Below are 13626 nucleotides of genomic sequence, written 5' to 3'. Positions count from 1 at the left end.
TAGCCCGACAAGTGATATCCTTGTAAATAACCAGGATTTCAATTCGTTATTTATTGTCGGATTAAACCATTCAGCATTATATTTTCCGTTTAAATCCTCGCCGCCCATAACTTTTTCTCCTGTAATTTTATGAACCTGGCATTCGCTGCGCTTAACGCTATTGTGATATGACCTAAAATCCATAAAAATAAGATTTATCGCCTGGCGATATTTTAACTATGTGTAAATGTAATGTGAGCATTTGTTTTTTTGAATACACCTTTAACATTGCGGATTATTTTTTAGCCGCCCTGATTTCTTTCAGGGCGGCGCCTTCGTTCATCAATTTCAGGAGCAATGTATTGTGAATCGACGTCGTTTTCTTACCGCCAAAGAAGTTCAGGCGATGATGCTGGCTGCCCAGCAGGGTCCCACCGGAGAGCGGGACTATTGTCTGATACTGCTGGCGTTCCGCCATGGTATGCGTATCAGTGAGCTTCTCGACCTGCACTATCGGGATCTGGATCTTACTGAGGGACGGATCAATGTCCGCCGGCTGAAAAATGGATTTTCGACCATTCACCCCCTGCGATTTGACGAACTGGAAGCGATTGAACGCTGGAGTCAGGTACGTGCCGGCTGGAAAGCCGCGCAGAAAACCAGTGCGATCTTTATTTCACGCCGAGGAACCCAGCTCTCCCGCCAGCAGGCCTATCGGATTATTCGCAGCGCCGGCGAGCACGCGGGCACCGCGACCCAAACCCATCCGCATATGTTGCGCCACGCCTGTGGCTATGAACTTGCGGAAAGAGGCACCGATACGCGTTTGATTCAGGATTATCTGGGTCATCGCAATATTCGACACACGGTGCGCTACACCGCCAGTAATGCGGCGAGATTTGCCGGATTATGGGAAAGAAATAACCTGCTGGAAGAAAAATCTTATGATCAAAAGAAGTAGTTTATACAACTGATAAATAAGGATATTTTTAGAAATGAACAAGTCAATTGGGGCCAAACTGTTTATATCATAAAAATGTTTTGCAAACTTTTGCAACTAACAAGTACGTTAATTCTAAGAAATTAATATTATCTAACTGATTATCATCATATTTTACCTCTGATAGATTTTACTTATTCACTCATCCATTCCGCCGTTCTGCCATATCATCCTTTCTGACCCCGCCGATTATCTTGCTCTCCCCCACGCAAAAATTCAGCCGATAACACCACAAAAACACAAAAACCAACATGAATAACTAATCACACAGTAATCAAAGACCTCAATAAGAATTTTATTTCAATGAGTCAAAATGGCCCCAATTGACTCATCAGTTGGGGAAAAACTGTGCAGAGCCGGCAGTCGAACCATTCGGCTGATATATGGAATGCCTGGAAGGCACTACGACTGCCAATTTCGGTTCGTAATATCGACTTTGTTTAAAGGAAAACACCATGAAAATCAAAACACTGGCAATCGTTGTTCTGTCAGCCCTGTCCCTGAGCTCTGCAGCGGCTCTGGCTGATACCACTACGGTTAACGGCGGTACAGTGCATTTCAAAGGGGAAGTGGTTAACGCTGCCTGTGCCGTAGATGCCGGCTCTATCGATCAGACCGTTCAACTGGGCCAGGTCCGTTCAGCCAGACTCGCTACAGCAGGGAGCACCAGCTCAGCGGTAGGTTTCAACATCCAGCTGGATGATTGCGACACCACCGTAGCAACCAAAGCTTCCGTTGCCTTCTCCGGGACGGCTGTAGACAGCACCAACACCACCGTACTGGCACTGCAGAACTCCGCAGCTGGCGGCGCTACTAACGTAGGTGTACAGATCCTCGACAGCACTGGTACTCCGCTGGCTCTGGATGGCGCTACCTTCGGTGCAGCGACCACCCTGAACGACGGTACCAACATCATTCCTTTCCAGGCACGCTACTACGCAACCGGTGCAGCAACTGCCGGTACTGCTAACGCAGACGCCACCTTCAAAGTGCAATACGAGTAATTCACTCATCAGGCAAGGATGCGGTTCGGGCCAGGATGGCCCGTTATCTACGACAGGACTGGAGTGATAGCGATGCCAGGAATGAAATCAGCACTGTTGCTACTGCTGCTGCCGCCACTCGCCGTGGCAGGAAACCACTGGAACGTCACGCTCCCTGGCGGAAACATGCGTTTTCAGGGAGTCATTATTGCGGAATCCTGCCGGGTTGAAGCAGGAGACCAGCAGTTGACGGTCAATATGGGGCAGATCAGCAGCAATCGCCTTCATTCTGCCGGGGAAGATACCGACCCCGTGCCTTTCGATATCCATCTTCAGGACTGCAGCACCGCCGTCAGCCAACGCGTCGGCGTCGCTTTTCACGGCGTGGCGGACGGTAAAAATCCAGACGTGCTTTCGGTGGGTGAAGGCCCCGGCATCGCCACCGGAATCGGTATTGCGCTGTTTGATAGAGAAGATCGCCTGATTCCGCTTAACGCACCGGCCAGCGCCTGGTCACGACTGTATGTCGGGCCAACAACGCTGCATTTTGTCGCGAAATATCGTGCGACCGGCCATCAGGTGACCGGCGGAGCCGCCAATGCTCAGGCCTGGTTCTCTCTGACCTATCAGTAAATAACGGCGGGCATACCGGATGCAGGACACAACGGTGAGTATAAAAGGGGAAAACGTGAGAAAAACACTGGGGATGACGCGCTATCTGCTGGCGAGCTTATTGATGGTCGCCACGGCAGGTTTCACTGCACAAGCCGAAGCTGGCGTAGCGCTGGGGGCAACCCGGGTGATCTATCCGGCCGGACAGAAACAGGTCCAGCTGGCGGTGACGAATAATGATGACAGCAGCACCTATCTGATTCAGTCATGGGTCGAAAATGCCGAGGGGCAAAAAGACGGGCAGTTTGTAATAACCCCGCCGCTGTTCGCCATGCAGGGTAAAAAAGAGAACACCTTACGCATTATTGATGCCACCAACGACAAGCTGCCGAAAGATCGGGAAAGCCTGTTCTGGATGAACGTCAAAGCCATCCCTTCGATGGATAAATCAAAGCTCAGCGATAACACGCTGCAGCTGGCGATTATTAGCCGCATCAAGCTCTACTATCGCCCGGCAAAACTGACGCTGTCGCCGGATCAGGCCCCGGAGAAACTGACGTTTCGCCGCAGCGCCACGGCCCTCACGCTAATTAACCCGACGCCTTACTACCTGACGGTCACCGAACTCAATGCCGGTACGCGGGTGCTGGAAAACGCGCTGGTCCCGCCGATGGGTGAAACCTCGGTAAAAATCCCGGCCGATGCGGGTCGCGATATCACCTACCGGACCATCAACGACTATGGCGCACTGACCCCACGGATGAAGGGCGCACTGCAATAACTCCGGGGAAACCAGCGTTCTCCCCTGAATGATAATAAGAACTGACAGCCGGGCGACTACGGACCGGAGGGACTATGTCACATCTGAAATATGGACTGGACCGTTTGGGCATCCAGCGTACGCGGCAGGGTGCCCCAGGGTCGGTTCGCCTATTTGCCCGGTTCCCTATTGCCCTTTTGCTGGCCCTGCCAGCTTTTTCCGCGCAGGCGGAACTCTACTTTAACCCGCGTTTTCTCGCCGACGATCCTGCCGCCGTGGCGGACCTGTCGGGATTCGAACAGGGACAGGAGGTGCCGCCGGGCACCTATCGCGTCGATATCTATCTGAATAATGGGTTTATGACCACCCGCGATGTCACCTTTAATCGTGCGGAGAACCAGCACGGCCTCGCCCCCTGCCTGACCCGCGGACAGCTTGCCAGCATGGGGGTCAACACCGCCGCCGTTACCGGGATGAACACCCTGGCCGCCGATGCCTGCGTGCCGATGGCGGAGTTAATCAAGGATGCCACCAGCCGTTTTGACGTCGGCTCCCAGCGCCTGTACCTGACCGTTCCGCAGGCGTTTATGGGCAACCGCGCGCGCGGCTATATCCCACCGGAACTGTGGGATGACGGGATCAATGCCGGGCTGCTGAATTACAACTTCACCGGTAACAACGTGCGCAACTCCATCGGCGGCAGCAGCCAGTACGCCTATCTGAACCTGCAAAGCGGCCTCAACCTCGGAGCCTGGCGTCTGCGGGACAACACCACCTGGAGCTACAGCACCGGCGGCAGCTCCGCGAGCAATGAGAATAAATGGCAGCACGTCAACAGCTGGCTGGAGCGGGACATTGTGCCTCTGCGCTCGCGCCTGACGATGGGCGACAGCTACACCAATGGCGACGTTTTTGACGGGATTAACTTTCGCGGGGCGCAGCTGGCCTCGGACGACAATATGCTGCCGGACAGCCAAAAGGGCTTTGCCCCGGTGATCCACGGTATTGCCCGCGGCACCGCCCAGGTCTCCATTCGCCAGAACGGCTATGAGATTTACCAGAGCACCGTGCCGCCTGGGCCATTCACCATTAACGATCTCTATGCCGCCGGCAACGGGGGCGATCTGCAGGTCACGGTGAAAGAGGCCGACGGCAGCCTTCAGGTGTTCTCCGTTCCCTGGTCAACGGTGCCGGTGCTGCAACGTGAGGGCCATACGCGCTTCGCCCTGACCGCCGGGGAGTACCGTAGCGGCAACGACCAGCAGGATAAACCGAAATTCTTCCAGGGCACGCTGCTCCACGGCTTGCCGGCAGGATGGACGCTGTACGGCGGGACCCAGCTGGCGGACCGCTACCGGGCGTTTAACCTTGGGGTGGGGAAAAATATGGGTGAACTCGGCGCCGTGTCGCTGGACGTCACCCAGGCCAATGCCAAACTGCCCGACGACAGCGAACACCAGGGACAATCGCTGCGCTTCCTCTATAACAAATCGCTCACCGAGGTGGGCACCAACATTCAGCTGGTCGGCTACCGCTACTCCACGCGCGGCTATTTTAGCTTTGCCGATACCACCTATAACCGGATGAGCGGCTATGACGTGGAGACGCAGGATGGCGTTATCCAGGTGAAGCCTAAGTACACCGATTACTACAACCTTGCCTACAGCAAGCGCGGCAAAGTGCAGGTCAGCCTGACGCAGCAGCTCGGACGCACCGCCACGCTTTATCTGAGCGGCAGCCACCAGAGCTACTGGGGCACCGGTAAAGCCGACGAGCAGCTGCAGGCCGGGCTTAATGCGGCGGTCAACGATATCAACTGGACCCTGAGCTACAGCGTCACCAAAAACGCCTGGCAGGATGGCCGCGATCAGATGCTGGCGGTCAACGTCAACATTCCGTTCAGCCACTGGATGCGCTCCGACAGCACCTCCGTGTGGCGCCATGCCAGCGCCAGCTACAGCATGTCGCACGACCTCGATGGCCGGATGACCAACCTGGCCGGCCTGTACGGCACGCTGCTGGAGGACAACAACCTCAGCTACAGCATGCAGACCGGGTATGCCGGCGGCGGCAACGGCGACAGCGGCGCCACCGGTTATGCCGCGCTGAACTACCGCGGCGGCTACGGCAACGCCAACGTCGGGTACAGCCACAGCGATGGCCTGAAGCAACTGTATTACGGCCTGAGCGGCGGCGTGCTTGCCCATCGCAACGGCGTCACCTTAAGCCAGCCGCTGAACGACACGGTGGTGCTGATTAAGGCGCCGGGAGCGGACAACGTGAAAGTCGAAAACCAGACCGGGGTGCGCACCGACTGGCGCGGCTATGCGGTGCTGCCTTACGCCACCGAATACCGTGAGAACCGGGTGGCGCTGGACACCAACACCCTGGCCGACAACGTCGACCTCGATGACGCGGTGGTCAGCGTGGTGCCGACCCATGGCGCCATCGTGCGTGCCGAATTTAAAGCCCACGTCGGGATGAAGCTGCTGATGACCCTGACCCGCAACGGCAAGCCGGTACCTTTCGGCGCCATGGTGACCTCGGTGGATAACCAGAGCGGCAGCATCGTCGCCGATAACGGTCAGGTCTATATGAGCGGTATGCCGCTGGCCGGAAAAGTACAGGTGAAATGGGGTGAAGGCGCCGACGCCAGCTGCGTGGCCGAGTACCGCCTGCCGCCAGAGAGCCAGCTGCAGGCGCTGAGCCAGCTCTCCGCGGTCTGCCGCTAAGGAAGAATGATGATGACTAAATCACTGTATCTGCTGGGGGCGATGCTGTCGTTTACCCTCCCCCACGCGTTCGCCGCCGACAGCACCATTACCATCAACGGCTACGTCCGGGATAACGCCTGCGCGGTGGCGGGAGAATCGAAAGATTTTACCGTCGACCTGATGGATAACGCCGCGAAGCAGTTCAACGCCATCGGCGCGACCACGCCGGTGGTGCCGTTTCGCATCGTGCTGTCGCCGTGCGGCAGCTCGGTGACCGCCGTCAAGGTGGGGTTCACCGGCGTGGCGGATACCAGCAACACCAGTTTGTTAAAGCTGGACAGCGGCACGTCCGCGGCGGCGGGAATGGGGATCCAGATCCTCGACACCAACCAGACGATGCTGCCGCTCAACGCCGCCTCGACGGCGATCGCCTGGACCACCCTGACGCCAGGGCAGACCAATACCCTGAACTTTTACGCGCGTCTGATGGCCACCCAGGTCCCGGTCACCGCCGGGCACGTCAACGCCACAGCGACATTTACGCTGGAATTTCAGTAACCGGAGGTTGAGATGAACGGGACTCCCCGAGGATGGCTGCTGGCCTGCGTGCTGGCACTGGCCGTCTCCCCATTGCAGGCGGCCGACATCACGATCACCGTGAACGGCAAAGTGGTCGCCAGGCCCTGTACGGTATCGACGACCCAGGCCACCGTGGAGCTTGGCGATCTGTATACCTTCAGCCTGGTGTCTGCCGGTGCCGCTTCGGCCTGGCACAGCGTGGCGCTCGACCTGAGCAACTGCCCGGTGGGCACTTCCAGAGTCACCGCCAGCTTTAGCGGCACCGCGGACGCCACCGGGTATTACAAGAACCAGGGGACCGCGGGCAATATCCAGCTGGAATTGCAGGATGACGGCGGCACTACCCTCAACAACGGCGCCACCAAATCGGTGCAGGTTGATGACACCACCCAGTCCGCCCGTTTCCCGCTGCAGGTCAGAGCCTTGACGGTCAACGGCGGCGCCACCCAGGGAACCATTCAGGCGGTGATCAGTGTCACCTACACCTACGCCTGAGTCAGGAGAGTAAGTTGATGAAAAAAGTCTTAACCCTGTTCACCACGCTGCTGCTGTTGGGCTGGTCAGTCAATGCCTGGTCCTTCGCCTGCAAAACCGCGGCCGGGGCGACGATCCCCATCGGCGGCGGTAGCGCCAACGTCTACGTCAACCTGACGCCGGCGGTCGACGTCGGGCAAAACCTGGTGGTTGATCTGTCATCACAAATTTTCTGCCACAACGACTATCCGCAGACCATTACCGACTACGTGACCCTGCAGCGCGGCTCCGCTTACGGCGGCGTACTGTCGAGCTTTACCGGTACGGTAAGATATAACGGCACCACCTATCCGTTCCCGACCACCACGGAAACCGCCCGGGTTATCTATGATTCCACCACCGATAAACCGTGGCCAACCGTGCTCTATCTGACGCCAATCAGCACCGCCGGCGGCGTGGCGATCACCTCCGGTTCGCTGATTGCGGTGTTGATTCTGCACCAGACCAACAACTACAACGGCGACTCATATCAGTTCGTGTGGAATATCTACGCCAACAACGATGTGGTGGTCCCCACCGGCGGCTGCGATGTCTCCGCCCGCGACGTGACGGTGACGCTCCCGGAATACCCCGGCTCGATGGCGGTGCCGGTCACGGTGTACTGCGCGCAGAACCAGAATCTCGGCTATTACCTCTCCGGCACCACCGCCGATGCGGCGAACTCCATCTTCAGCAATACCGCGTCAGCCTCGCCCGCCCAGGGCATTGGCGTGCAGATGACCCGTAACGGCAGCGTTGTTCCGGCCAACAGCACGGTGTCTCTGGGAACCGTCGGGACGTCAGCGGTCAATCTGGGGTTAACCGCGACCTACGCGCGCACCACCGGCCAGGTCACGGCAGGCAACGTGCAGTCCATTATTGGGGTGACATTTGTCTATCAATAGCGGCAGCGTGGCACAGGTTTCCCCGCCGGTGGACTATATTCTCTCGCCTTGCACGATCGCCGCCGAGGGGCTGTCCGCGTTGATGGACGACGGCAGCCTGCGCCAGCCCCGTCGGCTGTTTCCCCAGCGCCATGAGGCGCGGCTCATTCCCGAGCGGGTCAGCGTCCGGCGCGTGGTGGTATTTTTGCCCGACGATCCGTTCTGGTTACTGCTTACTCTGCGCCAGGCGGCGCAGCTCCTGAAACATCGCGCCGTGGCGCTACCGATGCTGATCCTCAGCCGCAGTCCGGCAAACTGGCTGTGGCACACGCTATTGCATCAGGTCGGCAAGGCGCGTTACCTGGCCGCGGTACAGGCCGCCGCCGCCGATTTACCCTGCCAGCAACTGGCGGAGCTCCTCAACCATTCCCCATCTGCGGGCTACCCTCTGCTGGAACAGCTGGCGGCGCGGGAGATGGCGACCGGCGGCGCGCCGACCTGCGGCATCAGTAAGCCAGAGCTGACTACCGCGCTGGACTGGCTGCAGGGAGATAGCATCAATAGTCAGGCGCAACGGCGGGGGCTCAGCCATAAAACCCTCTATACCCAGCGAAGTTCAGGACTGAAGAAGATGGTGGAACATCATCCACATCTGGCGAGCCGCTTTCCCGGCAGCCAGACCAAAGGACAAAAGGCCGGCAGTGTCGCCGCGCTTTCTGCGTTCGAGCGTGAGTTTGTTCATGCGATTCACTGCCGGCACATTTTTCCGGTATTCCAGCCCATCACCGACGAGCGTTTAATGCTGCAGGGCATCGAGGTTCTGTCACGCTGGCGGCGCCACGGTGAAGTGCTGCTGCCGGGCAAGTTTCTGCCGCAGATCCGCTCAGAATATGCCTGGCTGTTGCTCACCGCTTTTGTCTTGCAGGAGGCAGTGCAGAACATCAATCAGCACTCAGGGGAGTTTTACTTTGCGGTAAACGTCCCGCCGGTCATCGCCAACAATAGCAATATTGTCCGCATGATGGAGGCGGCGCGTCAGCAGTTACATGAACCGCAGTGGGGCAAACGGCTGGTACTGGAATTTGCCGAAACCATCGATCTCAGCCGCCACGGCAAAACCGGTGAGAATATTAGCCGCTTACAGCAGCTGGGCTTTTGTATCATGCTCGACGACTGCTTTTCACAAAGCAGCGTAATGTTTCCGGTTCGAACCGTGCGCTTTGATGAGTACAAACTGGATATCAGCATTATCAACGATCTGGCGCGTGACCCGCACGCCCTGGCGTTGATCAAAAGCCTGATCTATTACTGCCAGCTCTCCGGTAGCCGCTGCATTGCCGAAGGAGTCGATAGCCTGGAGAAATTCAATATCCTGAAGGCCCAGGGCATCGATCGTTTTCAGGGCTACCTGCTCTCGCCGCCGGTAACGGGTGATAATCTGACCGATCTTATCCAGCGTTTTTCTACAGGACGGTTTCCCACCAGCATTGCCGGATAGTTCGCCATAGAGGCCGAATGCCTTAATGGTGAGACGGCTACGTGGCGTGAATACGCTACGTAGTAATGGGTGCCATTAATTCTGGAGTACAGGTCAACGTGACTCCGGATCCCCTAGCCTGTTTTCCTGGAGCCAAAGGAGGAAGCGTAAAGTCACATATTAGTGGATAGAACCGTAGTCAAATGATGTGCCTTTATAGCCGTATCTGTTCATCTTTGAACTAATACAGTAAAAACTATATAACCACCGTTTCAGTCACGCCTTCTATGAAGCAGGCCGGCTACTGAAGAAAGTAACCCGATAACTTCCTCATCAGAGGGAAGATCGCCATCGTAAACCAGTTCAGAGAATACACCGTAAAAAACACCCCTGATACTGTCCCATGTTTCACTGGGGCGGGCGAAAAGCACACTTTCATGCAGGGGTTGGTCAAGCCAGTTTCCTGCATTGCTGAACTGCTCTCTGTCGGCCTGAATAACAATATCAATCATATCCTGAAGGTCATCAGAAGAATAAAACTGACTGTATCTTGCATCACGTTTAATCAGGCACAGATCATAGATATGACGAATTTTATTAGCTAATGCCTGTTCTGGCTCTTCAACACTCGAGGCTCTGACCAGCCCTACTATTTTTTCCACGACCGTTCGTTTGATATCGAGAACGTTGACCTCAAATTTTTCCAGACCGTAGCGGATGATAATCTCATCACCGTCGGCAAGCTGTCCTTTCATGACGAATTCAGCAATCAGCGATTCAGCAGGCATAAGTGAAAAAGGTTCCGGTGAGGTAAAACTGTTTGTTTCCAGTAGAATAACATCGGAGGCGTGACCAAACTCACCATCAACAATTCGTGGAAACTCATAATAGACTTTCCGAAACTGACTTCCTTTGGATTCATCAGGTCTTTCAACATAGGTCAACCCGGCAGAGATCGTCCGCTCAGCAGCTTTCATGCGTTTTTTTACCTGGTGACCACTCAGCCCCCGAGGGTTAAACATAGCCAGATCAACATCTTCTGAAAACCTTTGAATCAGACCAAAGACCTTCGACAGTGCCGTTCCACCTTTAAAAATAAAATCATCCCTGAACTCCGATTGGCTTAGCTGGAGAAGGATCCGCGTAACCCAGTAATCTTTCTCGACATAAACCTCTGGTATCTCAAAATACTCTGCTGTCCGGTTAATCAACTCGAGGAATGCTTCCCGGTCGTGATGAAGATTCATTCAATATTCCATTCATCTGCCTTATCCCAGTAACTGTCCAACCCAACCCGATAGCGGGTAGTCGGATTAAGCTGAACTTTGAGATTCTCGGCCAAAATTTTATTAGTCTCCGCTATCAATAGTCCCAACAAAGCCCGTGTTACCGGCGAATAAAAACCTGCCAAATTAACAATTTTATAAAGGCCATTTTTTTCGATATTATTTAGCTTATTCGCTATCACTTTCAAGACTTCTGACGGGGTGCTGTCCGGTATTTTCTTAATATTGGAAAGTACATCGAGAATCTCAAGGTATTCCCTGTTGGATTCTGAAACAGGCGCTTTCGCTTTCACTAGTTTTACTTCAACGGTGCCCAGATTCTTGCGCTGTGGAGATTTGTCACTGGCGATAGTGATTGTTTTGGGGACCTGAGTAGTCAGCCCTAGTCGGTTATAGAGACCCGTTCCCGTGACATACCCTCTTCGCTCTCCGTCTTGAAACATGAAGGTTTTCAGCTTTTCAGTATCACTTAGCTGCATTTCGCCAAACATCCCTTTCCTCGGCCGGTAAAACTGACCTTTAGCGAATCGCTTAATGTCGCCATTCTTCACCAGCCGACTGACCGCTTTCACTGTCGTTTCAGGATTTGAAAGATATGGAGTTAAATCTCTATACGTAAAAACTTTACCTGGTTCAAATCTAGTTATTTCTTTCTCAACCAATGGTTTAATCTTCATATCATTTACCTCCTGTTAATCATTCTACATCTATCAAATTAATGGTAAAGTTTTTACGAAGAAAAACATGACATTTAATGAATAAAAAAACCAAACACTTGCAATTACAGTGATGTTGGATTGCCTCTACTCGGCAGACAAACTTGCGTTAAGTTTTACCATCTCCGCCCTGACGCCCCCACTGACTCAGCTGTCCAACGACATCGGCTTACTTCCTCCTGGAGGTAAGCCGAACAACTTGCGAACCCAGTTAAGAAATGCGCCATAAGGGCGCCCCAGCAAAAGCATCATCAAGGCGGCGCCGAGCGTGCCTCGAAGCAATCCGCTTCCCGAGGCTCCGCTGAAAGCAATGATCAATGCATAGATGGGAACCTGAAAACTGACAAGCGCCACGCTATCCCAAAACAGCGTAGACATTCGACTCTCACCGGCACGCCTCATTACCCAGTCACGCCATACGCCGTAAGGTCTGGCCACCGGAACCATCAGCGCCGCCCCCAGCAGGCGGGCATGGAAGACCTGCTCCCACGTCATGCCGGCGATCAGGCGTTCATTAATGATGCCGGTTGTCGTGAAAAAGAGGATCAGCGCAACGGTATCTGCCAAAAATGCAGTCCGACGCATCTTCTGTTGCTGGCGTTGAAGCAAATGGTTTTCCTGTCGTGGCGTGGTGGCAAAACACCAACGCATCCGCAGATAAGCCTAAAACTATAGCACACGGGTATTCCTCAACTGCGTGGCTGCGACCGGTGAGGCGGCGATTTATTAATGCGAAACGCACACCTTGCCATTGCCCGAATGAACAAGATATCGCACCTTGTCAGACGATAAAAAAAGAAAGTTCCTGACGGACTTTTTACCAGGCCGGTACCACGATGCCGGCCGGAATATGGGCTTTTAATGGGATAAGACTATGGGTTCACAGGTATCCGCGGCAGAAGATTCACTGCTGCGGCACAGGCCGTTCGTCACCTTTTGGCTGGCGCGCACCTGTTCATCGTTTGGTTTTCAGATGTTTTCGGTTGCCATTAGCTGGCAAATTTATGCCATCACCCACAGCGCGCTGGCGCTCGGGATGATCGGTCTGATGCAATTCTTACCTTCCGTCCTGCTGGCACTCCCTGCCGGGCACCTTGCGGATCAGTTCGATCGTCGGCGGATTGTGCTACTTGGTCAATTCATTGAGTGGGTTGCATTACTCGGGCTGGTTGCGCTGACGCTGCTGCATTGGGCGGACAAGATTGAAATTTGGGGGCTGGTCTTTTTAATCTCGGTGGCAAAAGCGCTGGAGTGGCCGGCCATCACCTCAATGCTACCGGCGCTGGTGCCGCCGCCGATCCTTGCGCGGGCGATGGCGGCCAGTTCCGTCGGCGGACAGGCGGCGGTGATTATCGGCCCAACGCTTGGCGGCCTGCTGTACGTGGCGGGCCCGGAGGTGGTGTATGGCGTATCGGCGCTGTTCTATTTGTTCTCGATTGTGCTGGTTAGCCGACTGCGCTACGAGCGACCGCCGCAAACCCGCCTGCCCATGAACCTCACCAACCTGTTTGCCGGCGTGCATTTTATCCGCGAACGAAAAGATGTCCTGGGCGTGATCTCGCTCGATCTGTTTGCCGTCCTCCTCGGCGGGGCAACCGCGCTGTTACCGATCTTCGCGCAGGATATTTTGCATACTGGCCCCTGGGGCCTGGGGATGCTGCGCGGAGCCCCATCGGTTGGTGCGTTGTTGGTAGGCATCTGGCTCAGCCGCCACAAGCTGGAGAAAAACGTTGGCCTGATCATGTTCGCCTCAGTGGCCGGCTTTGGCCTGGCAACGCTGGTATTTGCGCTTTCTGAGCGGCTGTGGCTTTCCCTGCTGGCGCTGGCCGCGCTCGGCGGGTTCGATATGGTGAGCATGGTCATTCGCGGTGCGCTGGTGCAGTTGGATACGCCGGATGATATGCGCGGTCGCGTGAATGCGGTGAACGCTATCTTCATCAATACCTCAAACCAGCTTGGCGAGTTTGAATCTGGCCTGTTAGCCGCATGGATGGGCGCCGTACCGGCAGCAGCGCTTGGCGGAATTGGAACCCTGGTGGTAGTGGCCATCTGGATGACTATTTTCCCGCATCTGCGTAAAAGGCAGAAGCTGGAAAATGAGGGATCCACCTGATTTGCGGTAG

13 protein-coding genes are annotated in these 13626 nt (G+C 55.4%); 10 read left to right on the top strand and 3 right to left on the bottom strand.

Annotated elements, in window-relative coordinates:
- Positions 1-343: 343 nt before the first annotated feature.
- From fimE to EDF82_RS16475, 9 genes are all read left to right on the top strand, one after another.
- Complete coding sequence (fimE, locus tag EDF82_RS16515; protein WP_123756605.1) at positions 344-940, top strand: type 1 fimbria switch DNA invertase FimE; 597 nt, start codon at positions 344-346, stop codon at positions 938-940.
- A 494-nt stretch (positions 941-1434) separates the two neighbouring features.
- Positions 1435-1983 (top strand): type 1 fimbrial major subunit FimA, encoded by a 549-nt coding sequence (gene fimA / locus EDF82_RS16510; protein ID WP_123756604.1) that lies wholly within the window; start codon positions 1435-1437, stop codon positions 1981-1983.
- 72 nt (positions 1984-2055) lie between these two features.
- Positions 2056-2595 (top strand): fimbrial protein, encoded by a 540-nt coding sequence (locus EDF82_RS16505; protein ID WP_123756603.1) that lies wholly within the window; start codon positions 2056-2058, stop codon positions 2593-2595.
- A 34-nt stretch (positions 2596-2629) separates the two neighbouring features.
- Positions 2630-3355, top strand: coding sequence for a fimbria/pilus periplasmic chaperone (locus EDF82_RS16500; protein ID WP_123756602.1), 726 nt, complete (start codon positions 2630-2632; stop codon positions 3353-3355).
- Between the two features lie 74 nt (positions 3356-3429).
- Positions 3430-6066, top strand: coding sequence for a fimbrial biogenesis usher protein (locus tag EDF82_RS16495; RefSeq protein ID WP_123756601.1), 2637 nt, complete (start codon positions 3430-3432; stop codon positions 6064-6066).
- Positions 6067-6078: 12 nt separating this feature from the next.
- Positions 6079-6606 (top strand): fimbrial protein, encoded by a 528-nt coding sequence (locus EDF82_RS16490; protein WP_195723695.1) that lies wholly within the window; start codon positions 6079-6081, stop codon positions 6604-6606.
- A gap of 12 nt (positions 6607-6618) precedes the next feature.
- Entirely contained in the window at positions 6619-7122 is a 504-nt protein-coding gene (locus tag EDF82_RS16485) for a fimbrial protein (RefSeq protein ID WP_123756599.1), read from the top strand.
- A 17-nt stretch (positions 7123-7139) separates the two neighbouring features.
- Positions 7140-8045: a fimbrial protein gene (locus EDF82_RS16480; protein WP_123756598.1), complete on the top strand. Its 906-nt coding sequence runs from the start codon at positions 7140-7142 to the stop codon at positions 8043-8045.
- Positions 8046-8073: 28 nt separating this feature from the next.
- Entirely contained in the window at positions 8074-9522 is a 1449-nt protein-coding gene (locus tag EDF82_RS16475) for an EAL domain-containing protein (protein WP_370453890.1), read from the top strand.
- A 251-nt stretch (positions 9523-9773) separates the two neighbouring features.
- On the opposite strand, the gene EDF82_RS16470 is transcribed toward EDF82_RS16475, so the two are convergent.
- The 3 genes from EDF82_RS16470 to alaE all read right to left on the bottom strand — a co-directional run bounded on the left by EDF82_RS16470 (position 9774) and on the right by alaE (position 12112).
- On the bottom strand, positions 9774-10748 hold the full coding sequence (locus tag EDF82_RS16470) for a nucleotidyl transferase AbiEii/AbiGii toxin family protein (protein WP_123756597.1): 975 nt from the start codon (positions 10746-10748) through the stop codon (positions 9774-9776).
- Positions 10745-11464: a DUF6088 family protein gene (locus EDF82_RS16465; RefSeq protein ID WP_123756596.1), complete on the bottom strand. Its 720-nt coding sequence runs from the start codon at positions 11462-11464 to the stop codon at positions 10745-10747. The genes EDF82_RS16470 and EDF82_RS16465 overlap by 4 nt, the downstream gene beginning before the upstream one ends.
- 186 nt (positions 11465-11650) lie before the next feature.
- Complete coding sequence (gene alaE, locus EDF82_RS16460; protein WP_123756595.1) at positions 11651-12112, bottom strand: L-alanine exporter AlaE; 462 nt, start codon at positions 12110-12112, stop codon at positions 11651-11653.
- 265 nt (positions 12113-12377) lie between these two features.
- Between alaE and EDF82_RS16455 the strand changes: the two genes are divergently transcribed.
- Positions 12378-13616, top strand: coding sequence for an MFS transporter (locus tag EDF82_RS16455; protein ID WP_123756594.1), 1239 nt, complete (start codon positions 12378-12380; stop codon positions 13614-13616).
- Positions 13617-13626: the final 10 nt, after the last annotated feature.

It is taken from the genome of Klebsiella sp. BIGb0399, assembly GCF_003752615.1.
GTDB lineage: Bacteria > Pseudomonadota > Gammaproteobacteria > Enterobacterales > Enterobacteriaceae > Klebsiella > Klebsiella lignicola.
This window is presented reverse-complemented; position numbering and strand designations above follow the sequence as displayed.